40 protein-coding genes are annotated in these 25196 nt (G+C 68.7%); 5 read left to right on the plus strand and 35 right to left on the minus strand.

The window, feature by feature from the left end; all coding sequences use genetic code 11:
- Positions 1 to 89 precede the first annotated feature (89 nt).
- Together KV100_RS06410 and KV100_RS06415 are read left to right on the plus strand one after the other, a co-directional pair.
- Positions 90 to 764, plus strand: coding sequence for a TetR/AcrR family transcriptional regulator (locus KV100_RS06410; RefSeq protein ID WP_220342032.1), 675 nt, complete (start codon positions 90 to 92; stop codon positions 762 to 764).
- 64 nt (positions 765 to 828) lie between these two features.
- Entirely contained in the window at positions 829 to 1254 is a 426-nt protein-coding gene (locus KV100_RS06415) for a hypothetical protein (RefSeq protein ID WP_220342033.1), read from the plus strand.
- Between the two features lie 7 nt (positions 1255 to 1261).
- Here the strand turns inward: KV100_RS06415 and KV100_RS06420 are convergent, their stop codons facing one another.
- The 3 genes from KV100_RS06420 to KV100_RS06430 form a co-directional block, all read right to left on the minus strand.
- Positions 1262 to 1609, minus strand: a complete 348-nt coding sequence (locus tag KV100_RS06420; protein ID WP_220342034.1) for a DoxX family protein — start codon at positions 1607 to 1609, stop codon at positions 1262 to 1264.
- Positions 1610 to 1745: 136 nt separating this feature from the next.
- Complete coding sequence (sigJ, locus tag KV100_RS06425; RefSeq protein WP_220342035.1) at positions 1746 to 2633, minus strand: RNA polymerase sigma factor SigJ; 888 nt, start codon at positions 2631 to 2633, stop codon at positions 1746 to 1748.
- 56 nt (positions 2634 to 2689) lie between these two features.
- Positions 2690 to 4396 carry an ABC-F family ATP-binding cassette domain-containing protein gene (locus tag KV100_RS06430; protein WP_220342036.1) on the minus strand — a complete coding sequence of 569 codons (1707 nt, stop codon included), beginning with the start codon at positions 4394 to 4396 and terminating at the stop codon, positions 2690 to 2692.
- A gap of 160 nt (positions 4397 to 4556) precedes the next feature.
- Between KV100_RS06430 and KV100_RS06435 the strand changes: the two genes are divergently transcribed.
- Together KV100_RS06435 and KV100_RS06440 are read left to right on the plus strand one after the other, a co-directional pair.
- Positions 4557 to 5060 (plus strand): hypothetical protein, encoded by a 504-nt coding sequence (locus KV100_RS06435; protein ID WP_220342037.1) that lies wholly within the window; start codon positions 4557 to 4559, stop codon positions 5058 to 5060.
- A gap of 22 nt (positions 5061 to 5082) precedes the next feature.
- Positions 5083 to 6585: a flotillin family protein gene (locus KV100_RS06440; RefSeq protein WP_220342038.1), complete on the plus strand. Its 1503-nt coding sequence runs from the start codon at positions 5083 to 5085 to the stop codon at positions 6583 to 6585.
- A gap of 13 nt (positions 6586 to 6598) precedes the next feature.
- On the opposite strand, the gene KV100_RS06445 is transcribed toward KV100_RS06440, so the two are convergent.
- Positions 6599 to 7201: a class I SAM-dependent methyltransferase gene (locus tag KV100_RS06445; RefSeq protein ID WP_220342039.1), complete on the minus strand. Its 603-nt coding sequence runs from the start codon at positions 7199 to 7201 to the stop codon at positions 6599 to 6601.
- 60 nt (positions 7202 to 7261) lie between these two features.
- Here KV100_RS06445 and KV100_RS06450 point away from each other — a divergent pair, with 60 nt between their 5' ends.
- Positions 7262 to 7939, plus strand: coding sequence for a TetR/AcrR family transcriptional regulator (locus KV100_RS06450; protein WP_220342040.1), 678 nt, complete (start codon positions 7262 to 7264; stop codon positions 7937 to 7939).
- Here the strand turns inward: KV100_RS06450 and KV100_RS06455 are convergent.
- The 31 genes from KV100_RS06455 to rplC form a co-directional block, all read right to left on the minus strand.
- Positions 7936 to 8982 carry an LLM class flavin-dependent oxidoreductase gene (locus KV100_RS06455; RefSeq protein WP_220342041.1) on the minus strand — a complete coding sequence of 349 codons (1047 nt, stop codon included), beginning with the start codon at positions 8980 to 8982 and terminating at the stop codon, positions 7936 to 7938. The genes KV100_RS06450 and KV100_RS06455 overlap by 4 nt on opposite strands.
- A gap of 294 nt (positions 8983 to 9276) precedes the next feature.
- Entirely contained in the window at positions 9277 to 9837 is a 561-nt protein-coding gene (rplQ, locus tag KV100_RS06460; RefSeq protein WP_220342042.1) for a 50S ribosomal protein L17, read from the minus strand.
- A 48-nt stretch (positions 9838 to 9885) separates the two neighbouring features.
- Complete coding sequence (locus tag KV100_RS06465; protein ID WP_220342043.1) at positions 9886 to 10896, minus strand: DNA-directed RNA polymerase subunit alpha; 1011 nt, start codon at positions 10894 to 10896, stop codon at positions 9886 to 9888.
- Between the two features lie 98 nt (positions 10897 to 10994).
- A complete protein-coding gene (rpsD, locus tag KV100_RS06470) occupies positions 10995 to 11603 on the minus strand; it encodes a 30S ribosomal protein S4 (RefSeq protein ID WP_220342044.1) in 609 nt (202 codons plus the stop codon).
- Positions 11604 to 11630: 27 nt separating this feature from the next.
- The gene (gene rpsK / locus KV100_RS06475; protein WP_139087808.1) at positions 11631 to 12029 is read right to left on the minus strand and encodes a 30S ribosomal protein S11; all 399 of its coding nucleotides are present in this window, start codon (positions 12027 to 12029) and stop codon (positions 11631 to 11633) included.
- A complete protein-coding gene (gene rpsM / locus KV100_RS06480; RefSeq protein ID WP_220342045.1) occupies positions 12029 to 12406 on the minus strand; it encodes a 30S ribosomal protein S13 in 378 nt (125 codons plus the stop codon). The genes rpsK and rpsM overlap by 1 nt, the downstream gene beginning before the upstream one ends.
- 133 nt (positions 12407 to 12539) lie before the next feature.
- Positions 12540 to 12653, minus strand: coding sequence for a 50S ribosomal protein L36 (gene rpmJ, locus KV100_RS06485; protein WP_167005642.1), 114 nt, complete (start codon positions 12651 to 12653; stop codon positions 12540 to 12542).
- Positions 12654 to 12732: 79 nt separating this feature from the next.
- Entirely contained in the window at positions 12733 to 12954 is a 222-nt protein-coding gene (gene infA / locus KV100_RS06490) for a translation initiation factor IF-1 (RefSeq protein ID WP_039345467.1), read from the minus strand.
- A gap of 136 nt (positions 12955 to 13090) precedes the next feature.
- Complete coding sequence (gene map / locus KV100_RS06495; RefSeq protein WP_220342046.1) at positions 13091 to 13927, minus strand: type I methionyl aminopeptidase; 837 nt, start codon at positions 13925 to 13927, stop codon at positions 13091 to 13093.
- A 6-nt stretch (positions 13928 to 13933) separates the two neighbouring features.
- Positions 13934 to 14500: an adenylate kinase gene (locus KV100_RS06500; protein ID WP_220342047.1), complete on the minus strand. Its 567-nt coding sequence runs from the start codon at positions 14498 to 14500 to the stop codon at positions 13934 to 13936.
- Positions 14500 to 15807 carry a preprotein translocase subunit SecY gene (gene secY / locus KV100_RS06505; RefSeq protein WP_220342048.1) on the minus strand — a complete coding sequence of 436 codons (1308 nt, stop codon included), beginning with the start codon at positions 15805 to 15807 and terminating at the stop codon, positions 14500 to 14502. Before secY ends, KV100_RS06500 begins: the two co-directional genes overlap by 1 nt.
- A 143-nt stretch (positions 15808 to 15950) precedes the next feature.
- Positions 15951 to 16391 carry a 50S ribosomal protein L15 gene (gene rplO / locus KV100_RS06510; RefSeq protein ID WP_220342049.1) on the minus strand — a complete coding sequence of 147 codons (441 nt, stop codon included), beginning with the start codon at positions 16389 to 16391 and terminating at the stop codon, positions 15951 to 15953.
- Between the two features lie 14 nt (positions 16392 to 16405).
- Positions 16406 to 16588 carry a 50S ribosomal protein L30 gene (rpmD, locus tag KV100_RS06515; protein ID WP_220342050.1) on the minus strand — a complete coding sequence of 61 codons (183 nt, stop codon included), beginning with the start codon at positions 16586 to 16588 and terminating at the stop codon, positions 16406 to 16408.
- Positions 16588 to 17187 (minus strand): 30S ribosomal protein S5, encoded by a 600-nt coding sequence (gene rpsE, locus KV100_RS06520; RefSeq protein ID WP_220342051.1) that lies wholly within the window; start codon positions 17185 to 17187, stop codon positions 16588 to 16590. The genes rpmD and rpsE overlap by 1 nt, the downstream gene beginning before the upstream one ends.
- 26 nt (positions 17188 to 17213) lie before the next feature.
- Positions 17214 to 17597, minus strand: coding sequence for a 50S ribosomal protein L18 (gene rplR / locus KV100_RS06525; protein WP_220342052.1), 384 nt, complete (start codon positions 17595 to 17597; stop codon positions 17214 to 17216).
- Positions 17597 to 18139, minus strand: a complete 543-nt coding sequence (gene rplF / locus KV100_RS06530) for a 50S ribosomal protein L6 (protein WP_220342053.1) — start codon at positions 18137 to 18139, stop codon at positions 17597 to 17599. Before rplF ends, rplR begins: the two co-directional genes overlap by 1 nt.
- 16 nt (positions 18140 to 18155) lie before the next feature.
- Positions 18156 to 18563 (minus strand): 30S ribosomal protein S8, encoded by a 408-nt coding sequence (gene rpsH / locus KV100_RS06535; protein WP_220342054.1) that lies wholly within the window; start codon positions 18561 to 18563, stop codon positions 18156 to 18158.
- Between the two features lie 75 nt (positions 18564 to 18638).
- Positions 18639 to 18824 carry a type Z 30S ribosomal protein S14 gene (locus KV100_RS06540; RefSeq protein ID WP_220342055.1) on the minus strand — a complete coding sequence of 62 codons (186 nt, stop codon included), beginning with the start codon at positions 18822 to 18824 and terminating at the stop codon, positions 18639 to 18641.
- 2 nt (positions 18825 to 18826) lie between these two features.
- A complete protein-coding gene (gene rplE / locus KV100_RS06545) occupies positions 18827 to 19396 on the minus strand; it encodes a 50S ribosomal protein L5 (RefSeq protein WP_220342056.1) in 570 nt (189 codons plus the stop codon).
- Positions 19396 to 19767: a 50S ribosomal protein L24 gene (gene rplX, locus KV100_RS06550; RefSeq protein WP_220342057.1), complete on the minus strand. Its 372-nt coding sequence runs from the start codon at positions 19765 to 19767 to the stop codon at positions 19396 to 19398. The genes rplE and rplX overlap by 1 nt, the downstream gene beginning before the upstream one ends.
- Positions 19767 to 20135, minus strand: a complete 369-nt coding sequence (rplN, locus tag KV100_RS06555) for a 50S ribosomal protein L14 (RefSeq protein ID WP_139087795.1) — start codon at positions 20133 to 20135, stop codon at positions 19767 to 19769. Before rplN ends, rplX begins: the two co-directional genes overlap by 1 nt.
- Positions 20136 to 20198: 63 nt before the next feature.
- Positions 20199 to 20471: a 30S ribosomal protein S17 gene (rpsQ, locus tag KV100_RS06560; RefSeq protein ID WP_220342058.1), complete on the minus strand. Its 273-nt coding sequence runs from the start codon at positions 20469 to 20471 to the stop codon at positions 20199 to 20201.
- A complete protein-coding gene (gene rpmC, locus KV100_RS06565; RefSeq protein ID WP_220342059.1) occupies positions 20468 to 20692 on the minus strand; it encodes a 50S ribosomal protein L29 in 225 nt (74 codons plus the stop codon). Before rpmC ends, rpsQ begins: the two co-directional genes overlap by 4 nt.
- Positions 20692 to 21111 (minus strand): 50S ribosomal protein L16, encoded by a 420-nt coding sequence (gene rplP, locus KV100_RS06570; RefSeq protein WP_220342060.1) that lies wholly within the window; start codon positions 21109 to 21111, stop codon positions 20692 to 20694. The genes rpmC and rplP overlap by 1 nt, the downstream gene beginning before the upstream one ends.
- 3 nt (positions 21112 to 21114) lie before the next feature.
- The gene (gene rpsC, locus KV100_RS06575) at positions 21115 to 21948 is read right to left on the minus strand and encodes a 30S ribosomal protein S3 (protein ID WP_220342061.1); all 834 of its coding nucleotides are present in this window, start codon (positions 21946 to 21948) and stop codon (positions 21115 to 21117) included.
- A complete protein-coding gene (gene rplV, locus KV100_RS06580; RefSeq protein WP_220342062.1) occupies positions 21948 to 22397 on the minus strand; it encodes a 50S ribosomal protein L22 in 450 nt (149 codons plus the stop codon). The genes rpsC and rplV overlap by 1 nt, the downstream gene beginning before the upstream one ends.
- 29 nt (positions 22398 to 22426) lie before the next feature.
- Positions 22427 to 22708 (minus strand): 30S ribosomal protein S19, encoded by a 282-nt coding sequence (gene rpsS / locus KV100_RS06585; RefSeq protein WP_139087789.1) that lies wholly within the window; start codon positions 22706 to 22708, stop codon positions 22427 to 22429.
- A 13-nt stretch (positions 22709 to 22721) separates the two neighbouring features.
- Complete coding sequence (gene rplB, locus KV100_RS06590; RefSeq protein ID WP_220342063.1) at positions 22722 to 23552, minus strand: 50S ribosomal protein L2; 831 nt, start codon at positions 23550 to 23552, stop codon at positions 22722 to 22724.
- A 21-nt stretch (positions 23553 to 23573) separates the two neighbouring features.
- Positions 23574 to 23879 (minus strand): 50S ribosomal protein L23, encoded by a 306-nt coding sequence (gene rplW, locus KV100_RS06595; RefSeq protein WP_220342064.1) that lies wholly within the window; start codon positions 23877 to 23879, stop codon positions 23574 to 23576.
- Entirely contained in the window at positions 23876 to 24535 is a 660-nt protein-coding gene (gene rplD / locus KV100_RS06600; protein ID WP_220342065.1) for a 50S ribosomal protein L4, read from the minus strand. The genes rplW and rplD overlap by 4 nt, the downstream gene beginning before the upstream one ends.
- Complete coding sequence (gene rplC, locus KV100_RS06605) at positions 24532 to 25191, minus strand: 50S ribosomal protein L3 (RefSeq protein ID WP_220342066.1); 660 nt, start codon at positions 25189 to 25191, stop codon at positions 24532 to 24534. The genes rplD and rplC overlap by 4 nt, the downstream gene beginning before the upstream one ends.
- Positions 25192 to 25196: the final 5 nt, after the last annotated feature.

Consider the following 25196-nt stretch of genomic DNA (forward strand, 5'->3'; position numbering starts at 1 on the left):
CTCCTCCGTCGGGGGCTTCTGTATACTTGAATCCGATCTCAACTTCAAGTCGAAGCTGTCGACCGGGGCGTCGGCACGGAAGGACGGGGATGACGCGACCGATCCCGGTCGACGGCGACGCGACCGACGGCACGACCCGCGAGCCACCGCGTACGGCGCGTGGAGCTCGGACGCGGGCCGCCCTCGTCGCGGCGGCGCGACGGGTCTTCGAGCGCGACGGCTACCTCGAGGCCCGCCTCGCCGACATCACGACAGAGGCCGGGACTGCTGCGGGGTCGTTCTACACGTACTTCACCGGCAAGGAGGAGATCTTCGCCGCGGTGCTCGAGGAGGTGAAGGAGGAGATGCTCCATCCTGACCTCCGCGACGTCTCCCGCACCGAGGACCCTGTGGCCGTGATCGCCGCCGCCAACCGCGCCTATCTCGAGTCGTACCAGCGCAACGCGCAGCTGATGCGGCTCCTGGAGCAGGTCTCGACCATCGACGACCGGTTCGCCGACGTACGGCGGCAGCGCGCGCGGGCCTTCACCGCGCGCAACGCCCGCAGCGTCCGCGCGCTCCAGGAGCGCGGCCTCGCCGATCCCGAGCTCGATGCCGACCTGGCGGCCGCCGCGCTGTCGTCGATGGTGTCGCGGACCGCGTACAACGCCTTCGTGGTGGGAGCAGAGCGTGACGTCGAGAGGCTCGCGCACACGTTGACCCGGCTCTGGGTCAACGCGCTGGGGATCCCCGAGCGTCTTCGGGCGGCCGGACCGCACCCCTGATCCCGCGCCGCGGGCCTGTGGACGACGCAGGCGGGGCGCGGTCGGGATCGGGCAGGCTGCTCGAATGACGGACACCCATGCATCCCTTCACGACCCGATCCGAGGCCAGGCCGACCTCCGTGCCCGGTGGAGCACGCTGGTGGGCGAGCTCGGCTTCTCCCGCCGAGCCCTCTGGTTCGCGTTCGTGGACCCTGACCGCCGCATGCACCCGCGTCTGGCCGAGGTCGCCGACGTCCCGCCGACGGCCGAGCCGGAGCAGGTCACCGAGATCGTCGGGGCGATCAAGCAGGTCGTGGACGAGCTCGAGCCGGGGACGACGGTCGCCTTCCTGCTCAGCCGGCCGGGACCCGGCGGCATGAACGACGCAGATCGGACCTGGGCTCGTGCGCTCGCCACGTCGGCGCGCTACCTGCGTGTGCCGGTCGAGACGACACACCTGGCCACCGACACCGAGCTCGTCGCCTTCGCGCCGGACGACCTCGCGGCGTGAGGACCTCTCAGGCGGTCCCGATCAGCGTCCCGGCGACCGCAGCCGGGGTGAGATAGAGCAGCGGGAACGGCAGGTGCGCGTAGGCGCCGGCCCGTACGACGGTGACGATCGCGCCGAGGAAGTAGACGACGAGACCTCCGGCAGCCAGCACGCCGATGGGCGGGACGACCAGCCCCACCAGGAGGCCGAGCGCGCCGAGGAGCTTGGCGGTGGCCAGCCAGGGCCACCAGGACCTCGGCACGCCGTAGTCGGCGAAGTTGTCGACGACCCAGCCCTGGCGCGTGTAGGTGGCGACGGCGGAGAAGCCGACCCAGGCGGCTGCGAGGATGACGACGGCGGTCGAGACGATGCCCATGAGAAGTCCTCTCGTGACAGGACCACGCCGGTGAGCGTGGCCACTCTACGAGACAGACACGCCCCGGCGCCTCGGTGTGACAGCAGCCAGTCCCCGGTGTGACAGACGGCGCTGCCGCCGGTCGCCGGCGATCCCCTCAGCCCTCCAGTCGCCCCAGGTCCACCCGTGACAGACGGTGCGGGTCGGCCAGGACGTCGATCGCGACGATCCGACCGCCCGTGACCGTGAACGCCATGACCACCTGGAGCCGGCCGCGCGGAGCGACCACGACGCCGGGGACCCCGTTGACGAGGACACGGCGGGTGAACGGAGAGAGGCGACTGGTCGCGGCGGCCTGCCCGGCGACCTCCTCGGCGCCGTGGAGCACGACGGTGGACTGCGGCCGACCGCTTCCGCCGTCCGAGCGCAGGATGACGTCCGGGTGCAGAACGGCGATCAAGCCGTCGAGATCCCCCTCTCGCGATGCGGCGAAGAAGGCGTCGACCACCTCCCGCTGGCGCGCCAGGTCGGGATCCGGCGCTGGCGCCTGCCCCTGGACCCGACGCCGCGCCCGGCTCGCGAGCTGGCGAGTGGCTTCCGGGCTGCGGTCGAGGACGGCGGCGATCTCGGCGAAGGCGACCCCGAACACGTCGTGCAGGACGAAGGCGACGCGCTCAGCCGGGCTGAGCCCCTCCAGCACCACCAGCAGCGCCAGTCCGACGCCCTCGGCGAGCAGCGCCGAGTCCTCCGGCCCCGGACCCGAGTCGGGACTGACGATGGGGTCGGGCACATGGACCAGGGACTGCTCACGCCGGCTCCGCCGTGTCCGCAGCGCGTTCAGGCAGACCCGCGCGACGACCGTCCTCAGCCAGGCCGCCGGGTTCTCCACGTCACCGGCCTCGGCCCGACTGACCCGCAGCCACGCCTCCTGCAGCGCGTCGTCGGCGTCGTCGGCGGACCCGAGCATCCGGAAGGCGATCGACCTCAGCCGGGATCGGTCCTCCTCGAACCGTGCGAGGAGCTCATCGTGGTCGTTCGCGCTCATCCCTCTCCTCGTAGGTCCTGCCCCCATGACACACGGCGGAGCCCGGACGTGACAGCTCAGCGGTCGCGCAGGACCCGGCCCTCGTCCCAGACCGGCTCGTCGCTCTCGTAGACGTCACCGTCGGCGCCGAACACGAGGAACCGGTCGAACCGCCGCGCGAACCACCGGTCGTGGGTCACCGCGAGGACCGTCCCGTCGAACGCCTCGAGCCCGTCCTCCAACGCCTCGGCCGACTCGACGTCGAGGTTGTCGGTCGGCTCGTCGAGCAGCAGGAGGGTCGCTCCCGACAGCTCCAGGAGCAAGATCTGGAACCGCGCCTGCTGACCGCCCGACAAAGAGTCGAACGCCTGCTCGGCGGAGCGGGCCAGCCCGTAGCGGTCGAGCTTGCGCGCGGCCTCCTCCCGACCCATCCCTCGCCGACCGATCCCGCGCGCATCGACGTCGCCACGGTGCAGGACCTCGAGCAGGGTGCGACCGACCAGCTCGGGATGGTGGTGGGTCTGCACGAACCACCCGGGCCGGACCCTCGCCCCGAGCTTGGCGAGCCCGCGGTGCGCGACCGGCTCGACCACCTGGTCCCCGACCGGCTCGTGCTCCACGTCCGGCCGGGTGCCTCCGGCGGCGAGCAGGCGGAGGAAGTGCGACTTGCCCGACCCGTTGGAGCCGAGGACCGCGACGCGCTCGCCGTACCAGACCTCGAGGTCGAACGGACGCATGAGTCCGGTGAGCTCCAGGCTCTCGGCGACGACCGCCCGCTTGCCCGTACGGCCTCCGGTGAGCCGCATGACGACGTTCTGGTCGTGGGGCACCACCTCGGGCGGGCCCGCCTCCTCGAACCTGCGCAGCCGCGTCTGCGCCGCCCGGTAGCGCGCGGCCATGTCGGAGTTGTAGGCAGCCTTGGTCTTGTACATGATCACCAGCTCGCGGAGCTTCTGGTGCTCCTCGTCCCACCGCCGGTGCTGCTCCTCCAGCTTCGCGAACCGAGCGGCGCGGGCCTCGTGGTACGTCGCGAAGCCGCCGGGGTGGGTCCAGGCCGTGCTTCCGGTGGCACCGACCTCGAGGGTGACCACCCGCGTGGCGGTGTTGGCCAGCAGAGCTCGGTCGTGGCTGACGTACAGCACAGTCTTCTGCGTGGCGGTGAGCTGCTCCTCGAGCCACTGCTTGCCGGGCACGTCGAGATAGTTGTCGGGCTCGTCGAGAAGGAGCACCTCGTCGGGGCCGCGGAGAAGGCCCTCGAGCACCAGCCGCTTCTGCTCTCCGCCCGACATCGTGGAGAGGTCCCGCCACATCGCCCGCTCGTAGGAGATCCCCAGCGCGGCCGTGCAGCACGCGTCCCAGGTGACCTCGAGGTCGTAGCCGCCCGCGTCCCCGTACTCCGCCAGAGCGGTGGCGTAGCGCAGCTGTGTCGGCTCGTCGTCGCGCTCCATCAGGACGAGCTCGACCTCGTCCACCCGCGCGGCCGCTGCCCGGATGCGAGGCGGAGCGATCGAGAGGAGCAGCTCGCGCACCGTCTCGAGGTGGGAGCCGTCGGGGTGACGTGTCACCATCTGCCTCATCACGCCGAGGCCGCCGCTGCGGCTGACCGACCCACCGTGCGGCGAGATCTCACCGGTGATGATCCTCAGCAGCGTGGTCTTCCCCGCGCCGTTGGCGCCGACGAGGGCGACGATCGCGCCGTCGCCGACGCGGAAGCCGACGTCGTCCAGCAGCACCCTCCCGTCGGGGAGGTCGTACCGGATCCCGGACAGCTCTGCGTGGCCCACAGCCCTAGTCTCCGCCCTCGGTCAACGCCGTTTCGACGCGCCCCGTCCCACCTGACGAGGAGCTGGCGAGAAGCGGTCCCGCGCGCCCTCGCCATCGAGTACGATCCGGCGAGCGGTTCCCCGACGTACGGGCGGGCCAGACCCGACGTACGGAGCAGGCGTGACCGTCTTCCTGATCCTCGGCCTCGCCGGCCTCGCGCTTCTCGCCGTCTCGCTCGTCGTCGGCGAAGTGCTCGACGGAGCTCTCGACGTGCTGCCCGGGGACGCCTTCTCGACCGCCGTCGTCGGCGGCTTCGTCTCCGCCTTCGGGTTCGGGGCTGCCGCCGCGGACGGCGCCGGTGTCCCGCTCCTGCCCGCTCTGCTCGCCGGCGGCGGGTGCGGTGTCGTCGTCGCGTGGTTGGCGGCCTGGCTGACCGGCCTGGTCCGCGGTGGGAGCAGCGACGCCACTCCCTCGACCGGGGACAGCATCGGCCGCAGCGGGCGGGTGGTGTCCGGTATCCCCGACGACGGTTACGGCACGGTCCGCGTCGCGGTCGGCGGGCACGTGCTCCAGCTCAACGCCCGTGCCGACAGAGCCCTCGACGCCGGCACCGAGGTGCACGTGACCGGCGTCCTCTCCCCTACCGCCGTCAGGGTCGCCCCGGTGTGGGACGACCTCCCCTGATCCCCACCCGAAAGGCTCCCCCGTGCTGATCCCGATCGCCGGCATCGCCGTCCTCGTCCTCCTGCTCCTCTTCCTTGTCACGAGCCGCTACAAGGTCGCCGGACCCAACCAGGCCTTCATCGTCACCGGCCGCAAGGGCAAGGCGGTCCTCAACCCGGAGACCGGCGCCCTCACCACCGACCTGTCAGGTCAGAAGGTGATCCTCGGCGGCGGCACCTTCGTCGTCCCGTTCGTGCAGAAGCTCGCGACGATGGACCTCTCGAGCCGTCGCATCTCGGTGCAGATCCGTGGTGCGGTGTCGGGACAGGGCATCAAGCTGAACGTCGAGGGTGTCGCGATCGTCAAGGTGGGCGGCAACGCCGACCAGATCCGGCTCGCGGCCCAGCGCTTCCAGTCGCAGCAGGCCGACATCGAGCCCTTCACGCAGGAGGTCCTCGCCGGCGCGCTCCGCTCCATCGTCGGCGGTCTGACGGTCGAGCAGATCATCCGCGACCGGGCCGCGTTCGCCCAGCGCGTGGCCGACGAGTCCGAGAACTCCCTGACCGGCCAGGGTCTGATCCTCGACACGTTCCAGATCCAGGACGTCACCGACGACGGCAGCTATCTCGCCGACCTCGGCCGCCCCGAAGCCGCCCGTAACCGGCAGACCGCGGCGATCGCCGAGGCCGCGGCTCGCCAGGCCGCGGAGCAGGCGAGCCTGAAGGCCGAGGAGGAGATCGCCATCGCGCAGCGCACGCTGGCGCTCAAGCAGGCGGAGATCAAGGCGGAGACCGACGCTGCCTCCGCAAACGCGGCGTCGGCCGGTCCGCTGGCCCAGGCCGATCGTGACCAGGCCGTGCTCGTCGAGCAGGAGAAGGTCGCCGTCAGGCAGGCAGCCCTGACCGAGCGGCAGCTGGAGACTCAGGTCCGCAAGCCGGCCGATGCGGCCCGGTACAAGGTCGAGCAGGAGGCCGAGGCGCGCCGCTCCTCGGACATCGCGGCGGCAGAGGCCCGCAAAGCCGCCACCATCGCCGCCGCGGAGGCCAAGGCGGAGGAGGCGCGTCTGACCGGTGAGGGGGAGAAGTCACGCCGTACGGCCATCGCGGAGGCCGAGGCGATCGAGGGCGCTCGTCGTGGTGAGGCCGAGAAGGCCCGACGCGTGGCGGAGGCCGAGGCCACCCGCGCCGAGGGTGAGGCTCAGGCCTCCGCCACGCTCGCCGTCGGCCACGCCGAGGCCGAGGCGATGGACAAGCGCGCGGCGGCGTTCGCAAGCTACAACGACGCGGCGGTCCTCCAGATGCTCATCGAGGTGCTCCCGCAGATCGCCAAGGAGGTCGCGGCACCGATCAGTGCGATCGACCAGCTCACGGTGATCTCGACCGAGGGCGCCGGGGCTCTGCCGAGGCAGGTCAACGACAACATCGTCCAGACCTTGCAGATGCTCAAGACCTCGACCGGGCTCGACCTCGAGAGCCTCCTCCACCGGTCGGTGGACAGGGCCGCGAACGGCATGGGCGTCACCACCGGCAAGAACGGCGACAGCTGAGCCGTCCGGGCCGTCAGGGTCGGCGACGCAGCCGGTAGAAGCGGGGCGTCGTCGACCGGAGCGGTCGCGGCATCCCCGACACGTCGGCCAGGCAGCTGCCGGTGAGCTCCCACGCGGGGAGCGCCCGGGCCAGATCGCGCTCGTCGGCCCCTCTCGGCAGGAGGGGTCGGCGGCCGGGGGCGAAGGCCAGCAGCAGGAACGAGGCGGTCGGTGACGCGACCGCCGTCATCGCGGTCCCGTACGCCGCGCGGGCCTCGTCACCGAGTCCGTGGAAGCAGCCGATGTCCACGAAGAGCTCGACCGGGCCTGGGAGCTCGACGTCGGCCAGCGCCGTGACGTCCGCGCAGACGAAGCGGGCGTGCTCGGCGCCGTCCCGGGCCCGGGCGCGATCGATGGCCCTCTGCACGTCGTCGACGCCCACCGCGGTCCACCCACGGCGTCCGAGCTCGATCGTGTGGCTCCCGCTGCCGCAGCCGACGTCGAGGGCGCACCCCCAAGGCTGCGGGCGCGCCTCCTCCTCGGTGAGCAGCCCGGCCAGCTGGTCGGCGCCTCCGTCACCCGCGGCCTCCCACGGCGTGACCCCGCACCGGTAGGCGATCTGGTATCCCCTCGACATCCGACTCCCCCACTTTCGTTCTAGTGCGACTAGAACTAAATCGCCTCTAGAGTGGACCCGATGAGCGAGCACGTCAAGCGGTCTCCCGGATCCCGTCCGTACGACGCATCTCGGCGTCGTCAGCGCGCCGACGAGAACCGCATCGCGATGCTGCGGTCCGCGCACCGGATGTTCGTCGAACGCGGCTACGCCCGCACGACGATGGCGGCGATCGCCGCCGACGCCGGGGTGAGCACGGACCTCCTCTACAAGACCTTCGGCACCAAGCATCGCCTCGTCGTCGAGGTGCTCAACTACGACGCCACCAGCGAGGTCGACAGTCCGCCCGTGCTGGAGCAGACGCGCCCCCAGGAGGTCAGGGCAGAGAAGGACCAGCGCACCCAGATCAGGATGTTCGCTGACGACATCGCCCAACGCACACGCCGGGTCCGACCCATCGACGACGTCATCCGGTCCGCGGGCGAGGTCGACCCGGTCCTCGCCACGCAACGGGCCCAGGATCAACGCACGCGCCTGAGCAACCTCCAGGCGTTCGTCGGATGGGTGGCTGCCAACGGCGCGCTCCGAGAAGGCCTGGAGGAGGAGGACGCCGCAGCCACCGTGTGGGCTCTGACCGGCCCTGACATGCACAGGCTCCTCGTCGATGAGCTCGGCTGGGAGCACCAGCGCTATGCGGACTGGATCAGGGACACGCTGACCGCTGTGCTGCTCCCGCCCCCTGCCGACCGCACGACCTAGCCCAGCGCCTCCGCCAAGAGCTCCAGGGTCCGCTCCCGAGGGACGGAGCGACGCGGATCGGCGCCCTGCCTCGCGGAGGCCACCGGGTGCACCATCACCTCGTCCACCTCGAACTCCGCTGCCAGGGCCTGCAGTCGCTGGGCCGCCTGCTCGGGGTCGCCGACGATGTTGCGCGCCAGGCCGTCCTGCACCATCGCCTCCTGCGTCGGGGTGAGAGGGGACTTCTCGGCGTCCTCGACGAGATCGAGAGCGGCGAGGGGAGCGCCCGTCATCAGCCGTGCCATCGACTGCAGGTTCGGGAGCGCGAGCGCCACGGCCTCGTCGTACGTCTCGGCGACGACGGCGTTGACGGTCAAGAAGGTCGTCGGCTCAGGTGTGCGCTCGCTCGGGCGGAACTCCGCACGGTAGGTCGCCAGGGCCTCTGCGGTGCCCTTGCCCGAGAAGTGGTGGGCGAACACGTAGGGAAGGCCCTTGGCGGCGGCGAGGTGGGCGGAGTACATCGACGAGCCGAGCAACCACTGTCGCGGAACCGAGGTCGCGGCCGGCGTCGCCTTCAGGAGGTACTGCCGTCCCTGGAGCGGCACGCGGACGCCCACCTGGGAGTCCATCAGCGCCATGACGTCGTCGAGGTACTGGGGGAACTGCTCGATGTCGGTGTTGTCGCGACCCGCGGCGCCACGGAGCATCCAGGACGTGACCTGGTCCGAGCCCGGCGCGCGCCCGATGCCCAGGTCGATACGTCCAGGATGGGCCGCCTCGAGGAGCGCGAACTGCTCGGCCACGGCGAGCGGGGCGTGGTTCGGAAGCATCACACCTCCGGAGCCGACGCGGATGCGCTCAGTCTGGGCAGCGACGTGGGCGATCAGCACCGGCGGCGACGACGCCGCGACAGCCGGCATGTTGTGGTGCTCCGCGAGCCAGTAGCGCGTGTAGCCGAGATTGTCGGCAGCCTGCGCCAGCGCCACGGTGGCGGCGAGAGCGTCTCCGGTCGACTGGTCGGTGCGGACGGGGACGAGGTCGAGGACCGAGAGCTCGAGCGGCATACCTGGTTCCAACGCCGACGGAGGCGTCGCTCATTCCCTCGCGTACGGCTTGCCTGCGACGTCCTACCGGGCGGCGGACGTGGACCGTCCCCGCCACCACTGCCAGATCAGGGTCACGATCAGCGCGCTGACGAACGAGCCGACCAGACCCGAGACGAAGGCCATCGGCCAGTCGATGCCGGACGCACCGCGGCCGAGGATGAGCTGGGCGACCGCGCCCTGGAGTGCACGAAGGCCGGCCCCCGCTCCTCTCGGAGCAGGTGCCGGCCTGCGTGCGTGCTCGACCGGTGAAGGTCAGGCCTTCTCGGTGGTGCCTTCGGCGTCGGTGCCCTCGGCGTCGGTGCCCTCGACCTCGTCGGCCGAAGCCTCGGGAGCCTCGTCGGCCGGCGCCTCGTCGGCAGCGGCGATCTGGTCCTCGACCTCGTCGGCGTTGTCGGCGACCGGGGCGGTCTCTGCCTTCGTGGACTTCTTGGGCGTCTTCGTCGTGACGGAGAAGTCCTTCTCCTCCACGAGCTCGATCACGGCCATGGGGGCGTTGTCGCCCTTGCGCGGCCCGATCTTGGTGATGCGCGTGTAGCCGCCGGGGCGCGTCGTGTACTTCGGCGCGACCTCGGTGAAGAGCACGTGCAGGATCTGCTTGTCACGGATCACCTTGACGACCTGGCGCCGGTTGGCGACCGTGTCGACCTTGGCGCGCGTGATCAGCGACTCCGCGTACGGACGAAGGCGTCGGGCCTTCGCCTCGGTGGTGGTGATGCGGCCGTGCTCGAACAGGCTCTGTGCGAGATTGGCGAGGATGAGGCGCTGGTGCGCCGGGCTCCCGCCGAACCGCGGACCCTTGGTGGGCGTGGGCATTGCTGTGTCTCCTGGGATGTCGTGCGGAGATCAGTGCTGAGCGTCGGCTCAGTACTGCTCGTCCTCCGCGAAGCTCTCGTCGTCGTCGTAGCTGTCGACCACCGCGGACGGGTCGAACCCGGCAGGGCTGTCCTTGAGGCCCAGGCCCATCTCTGCGAGCTTGGCCTTCACCTCGTCGATGGACTTCGAACCGAAGTTGCGGATGTCCAGCAGGTCCTGCTCGCTGCGCGAGATGAGCTCACCCACGGTGTGGATGCCCTCGCGCTTGAGGCAGTTGTACGAGCGCACCGTGAGGTGGAGGTCCTCCACCGGGAGCGCCAGGTCGGCGGCGAGCGCCTCGTCGACGGGCGACGGGCCGATGTCGATGCCCTCGGCCTCGACGTTCAGCTCGCGGGCGAGACCGAACAGCTCGACGAGCGTCTTGCCGGCCGACGCCATGGCGTCGCGCGGCAGGATCGAGCGCTTGGTCTCCACGTCGATGATGAGCTTGTCGAAGTCGGTGCGCTGCTCGACACGAGTCGCCTCGACCTTGTACGTGACCTTGAGGACCGGGCTGTAGATCGAGTCGATCGGCATGCGCCCGATCTCCTCGTCGCCGGTCTTGTTCTGGACTGCCGACACGTAACCGCGTCCGCGCTCGACCACCAGCTCCACCTCGATCTTGCCCTTGTCGTTCAGGGTCGCGATCTTGAGGTCCGGGTTGTGCACCTCGACGCCGGCCGGAGGCGCGATGTCGGCTGCGGTGACGTCGCCGGGGCCCTGCTTGCGCAGGTACATGACGACGGGCTCGTCGTGCTCCGAGCTGACCACGATGTTCTTGAGGTTGAGGATGATCTCGGTGACGTCCTCGGTCACGCCGGGGATCGTCGAGAACTCGTGCAGGACACCGTCGATCTTGATCGAGGTGACTGCTGCACCCGGGATCGACGACAGGAGCGTACGGCGCAGCGAGTTGCCGAGGGTGTAGCCGAAGCCGGGCTCGAGGGGCTCGATGACGAACCGCGAACGGAACTCGTCGACGACGTCCTCTGACAGGGTGGGCCGCTGTGCAATGAGCATTTTCTGGTTTCCTTTCCGCGTCGCCCGCTATTTGACGGACACGGTCTGTGGAGGTGGTGGGGCTGCCCGGGACCGGCCCGGGCAGCCGTGTGAGCGGATCAGATCTTGGAGTAGTACTCCACGATCAGCTGCTCGGAGATCGGCACGACGATCTGCTCGCGCACCGGCGGCTGGTGGACCAGGATGCGGCCCTTCTCAGGGACGGCGGTGAGCCATCCCGGAACCGTGGTGGCGTCGAACGTCTCGCGGGCCACGATGAACGGCGTGGTCTCGAGCGACTTCGGCCGCACGTCGATGATGTCGTGCTTGCTGACCTGGAACGACGGGATGTCGGTCTTGTGGCCGTTGACCAGGAAGTGGCCGTGGGTCACGAGCTGGCGAGCGTGACGTCGGGTCCGCGCGAAACCGGCGCGGTACACGACGTTGTCGAGACGGCACTCGAGGATCTGGAGGAGGTTGTCGCCGGTCTTGCCCGGACGACGGTTTGCCTCCTCGTAGTAGTTGCGGAACTGCCGCTCGAGCACGCCGTAGGTGTAACGCGCCTTCTGCTTCTCCTGAAGCTGGGTGCGGTACTCGCTCTCCTTGACACGGGCGCGGCCGTGCTGGCCGGGCGGGTACGGACGACGCTCGAACGCGGCGTCACCGCCGACGAGGTCCACGCCCAGGCGGCGAGACTTCTTGGTCAGGGGTCCGGTGTAACGGGCCATCTGTGTTCTCCTCTCCGATCCGGGCGATCAGACGCGGCGGCGCTTGGGAGGCCGCACGCCGTTGTGGGGGCTGGGGGTGACGTCCTGGATGGTGCCGACCTCGAGGCCGACCGCACCCAGCGAACGGATCGCCGTCTCGCGGCCCGAACCGGGGCCCTTCACGAAGACGTCGATCTTCTTCATCCCGTGCTCCATCGCCCGACGCCCGGCGGCCTCGGCGGCCATCTGCGCGGCGTACGGAGTGGACTTGCGCGAGCCCTTGAAGCCGACGGTGCCGGCCGAGGCCCACGAGATCACCGCTCCGGTGGGATCGGTGATCGTGACGATCGTGTTGTTGAACGTGCTCTTGATGTGGGCCTGGCCCGCGGCGACGTTCTTCTTCTCCTTGCGGCGCACCTTCTTGGCGCCTGTGCCCTTCGGAGGCATTACTTACCCTTCTTCTTTGCGCCGGAAACGGTGCGCTTCGGACCCTTGCGGGTGCGAGCGTTCGTCTTGGTCCGCTGCCCGCGCACGGGGAGCCCGGCGCGGTGGCGGCGGCCCTGGTAGCTGCCGATCTCGATCTTGCGACGGATGTCGGCGGCCACTTCGCGGCGAAGGTCGCCCTCGACCTGGAACTGACCCTCGATCGCGTCACGGAGCGAGACCAGCTGGTCCTCGCTCAGCTCGTGGACGCGCAGGTCGGGGCTGATGCCGGTCTGCTCGAGCAGCTGCTGACTGCGGGTACGGCCGATGCCGTAGATGTAGGTGAGACCGATCACCACGCGCTTGTCGCGCGGGAGATCGACACCGATGAGGCGTGCCATCAGGCGGTTTCCTTCCACTGCGGAGGTGTGGTCGTGACGCGTCCTGGCTGCCTCAGCCAGGCCCCGGCCTCCGGTCCGGGGGAAGCACCTCGTCGTCGACGGGGTGAGCGGTCACGTGTGGGTGGCGGGCTGGTCAGCCCTGCCGCTGCTTGTGGCGCGGGTTCTCGCAGATCACCATGACACGGCCATGGCGACGGATGACCTTGCACTTCTCGCAGATCGGCTTGACGCTCGGTTGAACCTTCATCGAGCTCTCTTATCTTGAACGGACGGATGGTTGCGCGGCGCGCGACGACGACGCCCTCGCGGGCGGCTCCCGGTGCGGGTCACTTGTACCGGTAGACGATCCGGCCTCGGGTGAGGTCGTACGGGGACAGCTCCACCACTACGCGGTCCTCGGGGAGGATCCGGATGTAGTGCTGGCGCATCTTGCCGCTGATATGGGCTAGAACCTTGTGGCCATTGGTCAGCTCGACCCGGAACATCGCGTTCGGCAGGGCCTCGATGACCGAGCCCTCGAGCTCGATGACGCCTTCCTTCTTCGGCATGTCCTCCGCAATCTGTCGCACGTCTCTCGGATCGGCCGAAGGCATGCGGATACGCAGACCTCGGCCGACTGTCCATAGTACGGTGCTCCGTGGCGGTCGGACAAATCAGCCCCCCTCGACGAGAGGAAGGGCGCCGTCAGTCGCTCTCGGGGCCGCCGTACGGGACGCCCAGCTCGGCGAGCCGGGCCTTGCCGCCGTCGAGGGCGCTGAGCACCCAGGCGCCGGCGTCGGTGAGCGTGAACGTGTGCTCGAAGTGGGCCGACCACCCGCTGTCGTCGGTCACGACGGTCCAGTCGTCCTCGAGCGTCGTCGTGTCGATCGTGCCTTCGGTCAGCATCGGCTCCACCGCGAGGACCAGCCCCTTGACCAGCTTGGCGCCGTGGCCCGGTCGGCCGAAGTTGGGGACGTTGGGCGGCATGTGCATGGCCGTGCCGATCCCGTGACCGACGTAGTCCTCGACGATCCCGTACGACGCGCCGGCGGGTTGGCTGCGGACGTACGTCTCGACCGCGTGGCCGATGTCGCTGACCCTGCCGCCGAGCCGTGCCGCGGCGATGCCGCGCCACAAGGACTCCTCGCACACGCGCATCAGCTCGCGCCGGCTCGCCGAGACCTCCCCCACCGCGACGGTGACCGCCGCGTCGGAGTGCCAGCCGTCGAGCACGCACCCGCAGTCGATCGAGACGAGGTCGCCCTCCTCGATCACGCGGCCGCCCGGGATGCCGTGGACGACCTCGTCGTTGACCGACGTGCAGATCGTCGCCGGAAAGCCGTGGTAGCCCTTGAAGTTCGGCTTGGCCCCACGGCTGTGGATGTGCTCCTCCGCGATCGCGTCGAGGTCGGCCGTGGTCATGCCCGGCCGGACCGACTCACGCAGGAGCGCGAGCGTCTCGCCCACGATCACGCCCGCCCGCCGCATCACGGCGACCTGGTCAGGCGTCTTGATCTCCAGGCCGCTGCCGAACAGACCCATGGCTCCTTAGTCCTGCGGCAGGGCGTCGAGGATGCGGGCCTGGACCTCGTCCACGGCGCCGAGCCCGTCGACCCGCACCAGCAGACCGCGGTCGGCGTAGAGGGCGAGCAGCGGCGACGTCTGCGCCTCGTACACCTCTTGGCGGTGCCGGACGACGTCCTCGGTGTCGTCGGTGCGGCCCGAGGTCTCCGCGCGCTTCAGCAGGCGCGCGATGAGCTCCTCACGCTCCACCACCAGCTCGACGACGGCATCGAGCTTCTCTCCCAGTTCGGCCAGGATCCCGTCGAGCGTGTGGACCTGGTCGACCGTCCGCGGATAGCCGTCGAGGAGGAAGCCGGCGTGCGCGTCGTCCCACGTGAGCCGGTCGCGCACCATCGCGTTGGTGACCTCGTCGGGGACGTACTCGCCCTTGTCCATGTACGTCTTCGCCACGACGCCGAGCTCCGTGCCCTCGGAGACGTTCGCGCGGAAGATGTCGCCCGTCGAGATCTGCGGGATCCCGAGCTTTTCCGCGAGGAGAGTCGCCTGGGTGCCCTTGCCTGCCCCCGGAGGACCCATGAACAAGAGACGCATCACTTGAGGAACCCTTCGTAGTTGCGCTGCTGCAGCTGGCTCTCGATCTGCTTCACCGTGTCGAGACCGACGCCGACGATGATCAGGAGCGTCGTGCCACCGAACGGGAAGTTCTGGTTGGCGTCGACGAGCAGGAAGGCCAGGAGCGGGATGAGCGCGACGAGACCGAGGTACAGCGAGCCGGGGAAGGTGATGCGCGAGAGCACGTAGCCGAGGTACTGCTCGGTCGGACGTCCGGCACGGATGCCGGGGATGAAGCCGCCGTACTTCTTCATGTTGTCGGCGACCTCCTTCGGGTTGAAGGTGATCGACACGTAGAAGTACGTGAAGAACACGATCAGCAGGAAGAAGGTGAGCATGTAGACCGGGTGGTCGCCGCGGACGAAGTTGTCGTTGATCCAGTTCGCCCAGCCCTTGCCCTGGTTGAACTGTGCGGCCAGCGCCGGGAGATAGAGCAGGCTCGAGGCGAAGATGACCGGGATGACGCCGGCCTGGTTGACCTTCAGCGGGATGTAGGTCGACGAGCCGCCGAACATCTTGCGTCCGACCATCCGGCGGGCGTACTGCACCGGGATCCGGCGCTGGGCCTGCTCGATGAAGATGACGGCCGCCATGACGGCGAGACCGACGGCGACCACGACGGCGAAGACGCCCCAGCCGCGCTGCTCCTTGATGAGCCACATCGTGCCCGGGAAGGTCGCGACGATCTGGGTGAAGATCAGCAGCGACATGCCGTTGCCGACACCACGGTCGCTGATGAGCTCGCCGAACCACATGATCATCGCCGTACCGGCGACCATGACCAGGACGATCAGCAGGAAGAGACCGACCGAGTCGGTGTCGGTCAGGAGGTCGCGGTTGCACTGGTTGCCGAAGAGGGCTCCGGAACGGGCCATCGCGACGATGCCGGCGCCCTGGAGGACCGCGAGACCCAGGGTGAGGTAGCGGGTGTACTGGGTGATCTTGGCCTGGCCGGACTGACCCTCCTTCTTGAGGGTCTCCAGCCGTGGGATCACCACCGTCAACAGCTGAAGGATGATGCTCGCGGTGATGTAGGGCATGATGCCCAGCGCGAACACGGTCAGCTGGAGGAGAGCTCCACCCGAGAAGACGTTGAGCAGGTTGAACAGGCTGTTGGCGTTCTCACCTGAGGTAGCAGCGTTGAGGCAGAACTGAACGTTCTCCACGTCCACTCCCGGAGCGGGGAGGACGGATCCCATCCGGAACAGCACGAGGATGAACAAGACGAACAAGATCTTCTTGCGTAGATCAGGCGTCTTGAACGCGTTGACGAAAGCGCTGAGCACCGGGTCCTCCTATGGACAACGGCGACGGTGTCCCGTGCGGGTGGAGTGCGGAATGGGGGCCTTGAAGCGAAACATGGCGACTCTAACAGTCGCTCGGTGAGCGACTGTCAGAGACCGCCATGTCCCATACGACTCGGTACGACTCAGCGCTCGGTGACCGAGCCGCCAGCCGCTTCGATCTTGCTCTTGGCCGACGCCGAGAACTTGTCGGCAGTCACCTGGACCGCGACGTCGATCTCGCCGTTGCCCAGGATCTTGACGGGCTGACCCTTGCGGACCGCACCCTTGTCGACGAGTGCGGCGACGTCCACCGTGCCGCCCTCGGGGAAGAGCTCGCCGAGGCGGGTCAGGTTCACGACCTGGTACGCCACCTTGAACGGGCTCTTGAACCCACCCAGCTTCGGGAGGCGCATGTGGATCGGGACCTGGCCGCCCTCGAAGCCGACGGGCACCTGGTAGCGGGCACTCGTGCCCTTGGTGCCGCGGCCCGCGGTCTTGCCCTTGCTTCCCTCACCGCGACCCACACGGGTCTTCGCGGTCTTCGCGCCCGGTGCGGGGCGGAGGTGGTGCAGCTTGAGCGTCATGTCAGTTCCTCCCCTCAGTCCACATTCTTGACGTCGACGAGGTGAGGAACCGTTGCGATCATCCCGCGGATCTCGGGACGGTCCTCCTTGACGACGACGTCGCCGATGCGCTTGAGACCGAGCGTGCGCAAGGTCTGGCGCTGGTTGTTCGTACGCCCGATGCCCGAGCGCACCTGGGTCACCTGCAGCTTCGACATCATGCACCTGCCTGGGCCGGCGTCGACGGCTCACGCTCGGCCTTGAGCATCGCCGCCGGTGCGACGTGCTCGACCGGCAGGCCGCGGCGAGCCGCCACGTCCGCCGGGGACTCGAGCTCACGCAGCGCCTGAATGGTCGCGTGCACGATGTTGATGGCGTTCGACGAGCCGAGCGACTTGCTCAGCACGTCGTGGATGCCTGCGGCCTCGAGCACGGCGCGGACCGGACCACCGGCGATGACGCCGGTACCGGGAGCGGCCGGGCGCAGCATGACCACGCCGGCTGCCCGCTCACCCTGCACGGGGTGCGGGATGGTGCCCTGGATGCGCGGCACGCGGAAGAAGGACTTCTTTGCCTCCTCGACACCCTTCTGGATGGCGGTCGGCACCTCCTTCGCCTTGCCGTAGCCGACACCGACCATGCCGTCGCCGTCACCGACGACGACCAGGGCCGTGAAGCTGAACCGACGTCCGCCCTTGACGACCTTGGCCACGCGGTTGATGCCGACGACCTTCTCGATGTATGCGGTCTTGTCCGCCGAACCGCGATCGCGGCCCCGACGGTCCCCGCCGCCACTGCGGCGCTGGGCTCCGCTCATTCGACTGTCCTCTTCTCTCGTCTGGCTCAGAAGGCCAGGCCGCCCTCGCGGGCGCCCTCGGCCAGGGCGGAAACGCGCCCCTGGTACTTGTTTCCTGCGCGGTCGAACACGACCGCTTCGACCCCGGCGACCTTCGCGCGGTCGGCGATCAGCTCACCGACGCGACGGGCCTTGGCGGTCTTGTCTCCGTCGAGCGAGCGCAGCTCGGCCTCCATCGACGAGGCCGACGCAAGCGTACGGCCCTCCAGGTCGTTGACGACCTGAGCGACGATGTGACGGCTGGAGCGCGTGATCACCAGACGCGGACGATCCTGCGTCCCGGCGACCCGCTTGCGACCCCGCACCTGACGGCGACGACGACCAGCGACGCGCGCAGCCTCGTGCTTGCGGTGCTTGAGAGCGATAGCCATTACTTTCCAGCCTTCCCAGCCTTGCGGCGAACCTGCTCGCCGGCGTATCGCACGCCCTTGCCCTTGTAGGGCTCGGGCTTGCGCAGCTTGCGGATGTTGGCCGCAACCTCACCGACCTGCTGCTTGTCGATCCCGGTGATCGTGAGCTTCGTCGGCGACTCGACCGTGAAGGTCACGCCCTCCGGTGCCTGGAAGGCGACCGGGTGGCTGAAGCCGAGGTTGAGCTCGATCGCGGCCGGGCCCTTGGCCAGGACGCGGTATCCGACGCCGACGAGCTCGAGCTTCTTCTCGTAGCCCGTCGTGACGCCGATGACCATGTTGTTGATCAGGGTGCGTGTGAGGCCGTGGAGCGAGCGGTTCTGCCGCTCGTCGTTCGGACGCTCGACCGAGATCGCGCCGTCCTCAGCCTTGCTCGCGGTGATCGGTGCGGCCACCGTGTGCGCCAGCGTGCCCTTCGGGCCCTTGACCGTGACGACCTGCCCGTCGATCGCGATGTCGACACCGGAAGGAACCGTCACCGGCTGCTTGCCAATACGTGACATGTGTTTTCTCCTCCCGTCACCAGACGTAGGCGAGGACTTCGCCCCCGACGCCCTTGAACTTGGCCTGCTTGTCGGTCAGAAGGCCCTGGCTCGTGGAGATGATCGCCACGCCCAGTCCTCCGAGAACCTTCGGCAGGTTGGTCGACTTCGCGTAGACCCGCAGACCCGGCTTGCTGATGCGCCGGATGCCGGCGATCGCACGCTCGCGGTGCTGGCCGTACTTGAGGGTCACCGTGAGCGTCTTGCCCACGACGTCCCCGGTCGGCTCGGCCACGGAGAAGCCCGTGATGTAGCCCTCTTGCTTCAGGATCTCCGCGACGCCGGCCTTGAGCTTGCTGTAAGGCATGCTCACCTCGTCGTGGAACGCCTGGTTGCCGTTGCGGACACGCGTCAGCATGTCCGCGATCGGATCAGTCATCGTCATGAGTGTGTTTCCACTTTCCTGCCACGGTTTCCGCGCTGTCGGCGCGGACCTGCGGCGTTCAGGGTCGAGTCGGGATTACCAGCTGCTCTTCGTGATGCCCGGGAGCTCACCGCGGTGAGCCATGGTCCGCAGGCAGATCCGGCACAGGCCGAACTTGCGATAGACGGACTTCGGGCGTCCACAGCGCTGGCAGCGGGTGTAGGCGCGCACGGCGTACTTCGGCTTGCGCGCGGCCTTAACCTTCAGCGAGGTCTTCGCCATGGTCAGTTCTCCTTGAACGGGAAGCCGAGCTTGGTGAGGAGCGCGCGCCCCTCCTCGTCGTTGGTCGCCGAGGTGACGATGGTGATGTCCATGCCACGGGTCCGGTCGATCTTGTCCTGATCGATCTCGTGGAACATGACCTGCTCCGTGAGACCGAACGTGTAGTTGCCGCGTCCGTCGAACTGCTTGGGCGAGAGCCCGCGGAAGTCGCGGATACGCGGGAGGGCGATCGACAGCAGCCGATCGAGGAACTCCCACATGCGGTCGCCGCGCAGCGTGACGTGCGCACCGATCGGCATGCCCTCGCGCAGCTTGAACTGCGCGATGGACTTGCGGGCACGGGTGACCTGCGGCTTCTGGCCGGTGATCGCGGCCAGGTCGCGGATCGCGCCCTCGATCAGCTTGGAGTCACGAGCTGCCTCGCCGACGCCCATGTTGACGACGATCTTGGTCAGACCCGGGACCTGCATGACGTTCTCGAACGAGAACTCCTCGCGCAGCGCGGGGAGGATCTCCTCGCGGTAGCGCGTCTTCACGCGCGGGATGACCTTCTCTGTGGTCTCGGCGCTCATCAGATCTCCTCTCCGGTGCGCTTGGCGACGCGCACGCTGCGGTGCGCGCTGTAGGTGGAGCCGTCAGGGCGCTTCTTGGTGACCTCGTCGCGACGGTTGCCGATACGGGTGGTGACCTTCTCGCCGTCGACCTCGACCAGGAGCGCCACGTTGGACACGTGGATCGGAGCCTCCTTGGTCACGATCGAGCTGGTCGTGCCCGGCTGCAGCGCCTTCTGGTGCCGCTTGATCCGGTTCACGCCCTCGACGATCACGCGATCGACCTCGGGGAGCACGGCGATGACCTTGCCCTCGACGCCGCGGTCCTTGCCGGACAGCACGCGGACCTGGTCACCCTTCTTGATGCTCAGGCTCTTCTTCTTGGCAGTCATCACAGCACCTCCGGGGCAAGCGAGATGATGCGCATGAACCGCTTGTCGCGCAGCTCACGGCCCACGGGGCCGAAGATGCGCGTGCCACGGGGCTCACCATCATTCTTCAAGATGACTGCGGCGTTCTCGTCGAACCGGATGTAGGAGCCGTCCGGACGACGGCGCTCCTTCGCGGTGCGGACGACGACAGCCTTCACGACGTCGCCCTTCTTGACGTTCCCGCCCGGGATCGCGTCCTTGACGGTGGCGACGATGGTGTCGCCGATCCCTGCGTATCGACGACCGGAACCGCCGAGCACGCGGATGCACAAGATCTCCTTGGCACCGGTGTTGTCGGCGACCTTGAGTCGCGACTCCTGCTGGATCATCGGTTATCTCCTGTTGTCTCGCCGGTTCTCACGGGGTCTCCGCGAGCCTGACGGAACGAGTGGTTACTTGGCCTTCTCGAGGATCTCGACGAGGCGCCAACGCTTGGTCGACGACAGCGGACGGGTCTCTGCGACCAGTACGCGGTCGCCGATACCAGCCTCGTTCGCCTCGTCGTGCGCCTTGAGCTTGCTCGTGCGGCGCATGACCTTGCCGTACAGAGCGTGCTTGACGTGGTCCTCGACGCTGACGACGACGGTCTTGTCCATCTTGTCGCTCACGACGAGGCCCTCGCGCACCTTGCGGCGGTTGCGCTCGCCTGCGGTGTTGTTGCTCATGCCTCTTCACTTTCGATGATGCCGAGCTCGCGCTCACGGACGACGGTGTAGATGCGCGCGATGTCCTTGCGCACCGTACGGAGCCGGGCGTTGTTCTCGAGCTGGCCGGTCGCGGCCTGGAAGCGCAGGTTGAACAGCTCTTCCTTGGCCTCGCCCAGCTTGTCGGCCAGGTCCTCGGCGCTCAGCGCGCGGAGGTCAGCGGTGGTGGTGGCGTTCGCCATCAGAGATCACCTGCCTCGCGGGTCACGATCTTGCACTTCATCGGGAGCTTGTGCATCGCACGTCGCAGCGCCTCACGGGCCACCGGCTCGGTCACGCCCGACAGCTCGAACATGACGCGGCCAGCCTTGACGTTGGCGATCCACCACTCCGGCGAACCCTTTCCGGAACCCATGCGGGTCTCGGCAGGCTTCTTGGTCAGCGGACGGTCGGGGTAGATGTTGATCCACACCTTGCCGCCACGCTTGATGTGACGGGTCATGGCGATACGAGCCGACTCGATCTGCCGGTTGGTCACGTAGTGACCCTCGATCGCCTGGATGCCGAAGTCACCGAACGCCAGCGACGTGCCGCCCTTGGCGGCGCCACGACGCTTGGGGTGGTGCTGCTTGCGGTGCTTGACCCTGCGCGGGATCAGCATGGTTCAGCTCTCCGTTCCGTTCGCTGCTTCCGCGGGAGCGGTAGCAGCCTCAGTGCTCGCGGGAGCCGGCTCTGCAGCCTGCTCCTGACGTGCGGGGCGCTCTGCGCGCTGTCCCTCACGCGCCGGGCGACGAGCGCCACCACGACCCGGACGCTGACGCCCACCGGGGGCGGCGGCGCGGGCAGCGGCCTGAGCCTCGCGCTCGGCACGGGTGCCGGCGACCTCGCCCTTGTAGATCCAGACCTTCACGCCGATGCGGCCGAAGGTCGTACGCGCCTCGTAGAAGCCGTAGTCGACGTCGGCACGGAGCGTGTGCAGGGGCACGCGGCCCTCGCGGTAGAACTCCGAGCGCGACATCTCCGCGCCGCCGAGACGGCCGGAGCACTGGATGCGGACACCCTTGGCACCGGCGCGCATGGTCGTCTGCAGTGCCTTGCGCATGGCGCGACGGAACTGCACACGGCCGGCGAGCTGCTCGGCAACACCCTGGGCGACCAGCTGCGCATCGAGCTCGGGGTTCTTGACCTCGAGGATGTTGAGCTGGATCTGCTTGCCCGTGAGCTTCTCGAGATCGCCGCGGATGCGGTCGGCCTCGGCGCCGCGGCGTCCGATCACGATGCCCGGACGCGCCGTGTGGATGTCCACGCGGACACGGTCACGAGTGCGCTCGATCTCGACCCGGCTGATGCCGGCGCGGTCCATGCCCTTGGTGAGCAGGCGACGGATCTTGATGTCCTCGCCGACGTAGCCCTTGTACAGCTTGTCGGCGTACCAGCGGCTCTTGTGGTCGGTGGAGATACCGAGACGGAAGCCGTGCGGGTTGATCTTCTGTCCCACTAGCGGTTCCCACCCTTCTTGTTGGCCTTGTGTGTTCGACTCAGCGCGGCGACAGCGTCACGAGGCTGCACGACGACGGTGATGTGGCTGGTGCGCTTGAGGATGCGGTTGGCCGCACCACGGGCGCGGGGGCGCCAGCGCTTCATCGTCGGGCCCTCGTCGACCCGGACGGCCGAGATGACCAGCGTCGAACGGTCGAGGCCTTCGGTGGTCTCGGCGTTCGCGACGGCGCTCGCGACCAGCTTGTAGACGTCCTGCGCCGCACCCTGCGGGGCGAACCGCAGCAGGGCCAGTGCATCGTCCACGTCGAGGCCGCGGACCATGTCGACGACCCGGCGCGCCTTCTGCGGCGTGACGCGGACGAAGCGTGCGACCGCGAAAGCACCGGGCTCGTCGCCGAGCAGGCTCTCGCGTCGGGCGCTGAGGCCCTTACGCTCCAATGTGCTCATCTGAACTCTTCCCTTGGTTGTCGCCCGCGTCAGCGGCGGCGGCTCTTTCGGTCGTCCTTGACGTGTCCGCGGAAGGTACGCGTCGGCGCGAACTCGCCCAGCTTGTGGCCGACCATCGCGTCGGTGACGAACACCGGGACGTGCTTGCGCCCGTCGTGGACGGCGATGGTGTGACCGATGAAGGACGGGAGAATCATGGAGCGACGCGACCACGTCTTGATGACGGTGTGCGTGTCGGCCTCGTTCTGAGTCTCGACCTTCTTCAGCAGGTGGCCGTCGACGAACGGTCCCTTCTTCAAACTGCGTGGCATGTCAGGCTCTTCCTCAGCGCTTTCCGGACTTGCGGCGACGGACGATCAGCTTGTCGCTGGGCTTCTTCTTGCGGGTACGGCCCTCAGGCTGGCCCCACGGCGACACCGGGTTGCGGCCACCCGAGGTCTTGCCCTCGCCACCACCGTGCGGGTGGTCGATCGGGTTCATCGCGACACCGCGGACGGTCGGGCGCTTGCCCTTCCAGCGGTTGCGGCCGGCCTTGCCCCAGTTGATGTTGGACTGCTCGGCGTTGCCGACCTCGCCGATGCTGGCGCGGCAGCGGACGTCGACGTAGCGCATCTCGCCCGAGGGGAGACGCAGCTGCGCGCGGTTGCCCTCACGGGCGACGAGCTGCACCTTGGCGCCGGCCGAGCGGCCCATCTTGGCGCCACCCCCGGGACGGAGCTCGATCGCGTGGATCGTGGTGCCGACCGGGATGTTGCGCAGCGGCAGGTTGTTGCCGGGCTTGATGTCGGCGCCGGGACCGGCCTCGACCGTCATGCCCTGCTTCAGACCCTCCGGCGCGATGATGTAGCGCTTCTCGCCGTCGATGTAGTGGAGCAGCGCGATGCGCGCGGTGCGGTTGGGGTCGTACTCGATGTGAGCGACCTTGGCCGGCACGCCGTCCTTGTCGTATCGCTTGAAGTCGATGATGCGGTAGGCACGCTTGTGACCGCCGCCCTGGTGCCGGGTGGTGATCCGGCCCTGGTTGTTGCGTCCGCCCTTCTTGGGCAGCGGACGCGTCAGCGACTTCTCGGGCGTCGTGCGCGTGATCTCACTGAAGTCGGCCACCGAGGAGCCGCGACGGCCCGGGGTGGTCGGCTTGTACTTACGGATTGCCATACGTACTCAGTCCTCGTTCGTTCAGGCGCCAGGCGCAGCGAAGATGTCGATGCTCTGACCCGGAGCGACGCTCACGATCGCGCGCTTGACATCGGCGCGCTTGCCGGTGCCGTTGCGGGTACGACGCGTCTTGCCCTTGCGGTTCTGGGTGTTCACCGCGGTGACCGTGACGCCGAAGATCTTCTCCACGGCGATCTTGATCTCGGTCTTGTTGGCATCCGGACGGACGATGAACGTGTACTTGTTCTCGTCGAGCAGCCCGTAGCTCTTCTCGCTCACGACCGGCCCGAGCAGGATGTCGCGCGGGTCCTTGTGCAGCGTGCTCACTTGTCACCGTCCTTCGCGGTAGCGACCTCGCTCAGCTTGACGGTCTCGGCGTCCCCGTTGGAGCGGAGCGCGACGAAGGCGTCGAACGCGGCCTTGGTGAAGACCACGTCGTCGCTGAGCAGGACGTCGTACGTGTTGAGCTGGTCGAGCCCGATCAGGTGGGTGCCGGCGACGTTGCGCAGGCTCTTCACCGTGGTCTGGTCGGTGCTCTCCACCACGACCAGCACACGCGGACGTGCGGTGATCTCGCGGAGCGTCGCCAGAGCGGCCCTCGTCGACGGCGCCTCGCCGCCCACGAGCGACTCGACGACGTGCAGACGGCCGTTGCGTGCCCGGTCGGAGAGGGCGCCACGGAGAGCGGCTGCCTTCATCTTCTTGGGGGTGCGCTGGTCGTAGCTGCGCGGCGTCGGTCCGTGGACCACGCCACCACCGGTGAACTGAGGTGCGCGGATCGAGCCCTGACGGGCGCGGCCAGTGCCCTTCTGGCGGTACGGCTTCCTGCCGCCGCCGGACACCTCGCCACGCGACTTGGTGTCGTGGGTGCCCTGGCGCGCTGCTGCGAGCTGGGCGACGACCACCTGGTGGATCAGGGGGATGTTGACCTGGACGTCGAAGATGTCCCGGGGGAGATCGACGTCGATGACGTTGGCGGTCACTTGACGGCTCCCTTCTTGGCGCCGGTGCGGATCATGACGATGCCGCCCTTGGGGCCGGGAACCGCACCCTTGATGAGGATGAGGCCCTTGTCGGCGTCGATGGCGTGCACCGTGAGGCTCTGCGCCGTGACACGATCGGTGCCCATGTGGCCTGCCATGCGCAGACCCTTGAACACGCGACCCGGCGTGGCGCAGCCGCCGATCGATCCCGGCTTGCGGTGGTTGCGGTGGGCACCGTGCGAGGCGCCGACACCGTGGAAGCCGTGGCGCTTCATGACGCCCGCGAAGCCCTTGCCCTTGCTGGTGCCCGTCACGTCGACGAAGTCACCGGCGGCGAAGATCTCAGGGGTGACTGCCTGCCCGACCTGGTAGTCCCCGATCGCCTCGGTGCGGATCTCCGCGAGGTGACGGCGGGGCGTGACGCTGGCCTTGTCGAAGTGACCGGCCTGCGGCTTGTTCACCTTGCGCGGGTCGATCTCGCCGAAGCCGATCTGGACGGCGCTGTAGCCGTCGGTCTCGGCGGTGCGGATCTGCGTGACGACGTTGGTGTCGGCAGCGATCACGGTGACCGGAACCACGCGGTTGTTCTCGTCCCACGTCTGGGTCATCCCGAGCTTGCGCCCGAGCAGCCCGACGGGTGCCTTCTGGTTGCTCATCAGCG

The sequence above is a fragment of the Mumia sp. zg.B21 genome, assembly GCF_019550855.1.
Lineage (GTDB): Bacteria > Actinomycetota > Actinomycetes > Propionibacteriales > Nocardioidaceae > Mumia.

Coding starts and splice junctions, on each gene's coding strand:
- KV100_RS06410 (WP_220342032.1), top strand. CDS start 90: ATGACGCGACCGATCCCGGTCGACGGCGACGCGACCGACGGCACGACC.
- KV100_RS06415 (WP_220342033.1), top strand. CDS start 829: ATGACGGACACCCATGCATCCCTTCACGACCCGATCCGAGGCCAGGCC.
- KV100_RS06420 (WP_220342034.1), bottom strand. CDS start 1,609: ATGGGCATCGTCTCGACCGCCGTCGTCATCCTCGCAGCCGCCTGGGTC.
- sigJ (WP_220342035.1), bottom strand. CDS start 2,633: ATGAGCGCGAACGACCACGATGAGCTCCTCGCACGGTTCGAGGAGGAC.
- KV100_RS06445 (WP_220342039.1), bottom strand. CDS start 7,201: ATGTCGAGGGGATACCAGATCGCCTACCGGTGCGGGGTCACGCCGTGG.
- KV100_RS06450 (WP_220342040.1), top strand. CDS start 7,262: ATGAGCGAGCACGTCAAGCGGTCTCCCGGATCCCGTCCGTACGACGCA.
- KV100_RS06455 (WP_220342041.1), bottom strand. CDS start 8,982: ATGCCGCTCGAGCTCTCGGTCCTCGACCTCGTCCCCGTCCGCACCGAC.
- rplQ (WP_220342042.1), bottom strand. CDS start 9,837: ATGCCCACGCCCACCAAGGGTCCGCGGTTCGGCGGGAGCCCGGCGCAC.
- KV100_RS06465 (WP_220342043.1), bottom strand. CDS start 10,896: ATGCTCATTGCACAGCGGCCCACCCTGTCAGAGGACGTCGTCGACGAG.
- rpsD (WP_220342044.1), bottom strand. CDS start 11,603: ATGGCCCGTTACACCGGACCCCTGACCAAGAAGTCTCGCCGCCTGGGC.
- rpsK (WP_139087808.1), bottom strand. CDS start 12,029: ATGCCTCCGAAGGGCACAGGCGCCAAGAAGGTGCGCCGCAAGGAGAAG.
- rpsM (WP_220342045.1), bottom strand. CDS start 12,406: ATGGCACGCCTCATCGGTGTCGATCTCCCGCGCGACAAGCGCGTGGTG.
- rpmJ (WP_167005642.1), bottom strand. CDS start 12,653: ATGAAGGTTCAACCGAGCGTCAAGCCGATCTGCGAGAAGTGCAAGGTC.
- infA (WP_039345467.1), bottom strand. CDS start 12,954: ATGCCGAAGAAGGAAGGCGTCATCGAGCTCGAGGGCTCGGTCATCGAG.
- map (WP_220342046.1), bottom strand. CDS start 13,927: ATGGGTCTGTTCGGCAGCGGCCTGGAGATCAAGACGCCTGACCAGGTC.
- KV100_RS06500 (WP_220342047.1), bottom strand. CDS start 14,500: ATGCGTCTCTTGTTCATGGGTCCTCCGGGGGCAGGCAAGGGCACCCAG.
- rplO (WP_220342049.1), bottom strand. CDS start 16,391: ATGACGCTCAAGCTGCACCACCTCCGCCCCGCACCGGGCGCGAAGACC.
- rpmD (WP_220342050.1), bottom strand. CDS start 16,588: ATGTCGAAGCTGCAGGTGACCCAGGTGCGCTCGGGCATCGGGCGTACG.
- rpsE (WP_220342051.1), bottom strand. CDS start 17,187: ATGAGCGGAGCCCAGCGCCGCAGTGGCGGCGGGGACCGTCGGGGCCGC.
- rplR (WP_220342052.1), bottom strand. CDS start 17,597: ATGGCTATCGCTCTCAAGCACCGCAAGCACGAGGCTGCGCGCGTCGCT.
- rplF (WP_220342053.1), bottom strand. CDS start 18,139: ATGTCACGTATTGGCAAGCAGCCGGTGACGGTTCCTTCCGGTGTCGAC.
- rpsH (WP_220342054.1), bottom strand. CDS start 18,563: ATGACGATGACTGATCCGATCGCGGACATGCTGACGCGTGTCCGCAAC.
- KV100_RS06540 (WP_220342055.1), bottom strand. CDS start 18,824: ATGGCGAAGACCTCGCTGAAGGTTAAGGCCGCGCGCAAGCCGAAGTAC.
- rplE (WP_220342056.1), bottom strand. CDS start 19,396: ATGAGCGCCGAGACCACAGAGAAGGTCATCCCGCGCGTGAAGACGCGC.
- rplX (WP_220342057.1), bottom strand. CDS start 19,767: ATGACTGCCAAGAAGAAGAGCCTGAGCATCAAGAAGGGTGACCAGGTC.
- rplN (WP_139087795.1), bottom strand. CDS start 20,135: ATGATCCAGCAGGAGTCGCGACTCAAGGTCGCCGACAACACCGGTGCC.
- rpsQ (WP_220342058.1), bottom strand. CDS start 20,471: ATGAGCAACAACACCGCAGGCGAGCGCAACCGCCGCAAGGTGCGCGAG.
- rpmC (WP_220342059.1), bottom strand. CDS start 20,692: ATGGCGAACGCCACCACCACCGCTGACCTCCGCGCGCTGAGCGCCGAG.
- rplP (WP_220342060.1), bottom strand. CDS start 21,111: ATGCTGATCCCGCGCAGGGTCAAGCACCGCAAGCAGCACCACCCCAAG.
- rplV (WP_220342062.1), bottom strand. CDS start 22,397: ATGAGCACATTGGAGCGTAAGGGCCTCAGCGCCCGACGCGAGAGCCTG.
- rpsS (WP_139087789.1), bottom strand. CDS start 22,708: ATGCCACGCAGTTTGAAGAAGGGACCGTTCGTCGACGGCCACCTGCTG.
- rplB (WP_220342063.1), bottom strand. CDS start 23,552: ATGGCAATCCGTAAGTACAAGCCGACCACCCCGGGCCGTCGCGGCTCC.
- rplC (WP_220342066.1), bottom strand. CDS start 25,191: ATGAGCAACCAGAAGGCACCCGTCGGGCTGCTCGGGCGCAAGCTCGGG.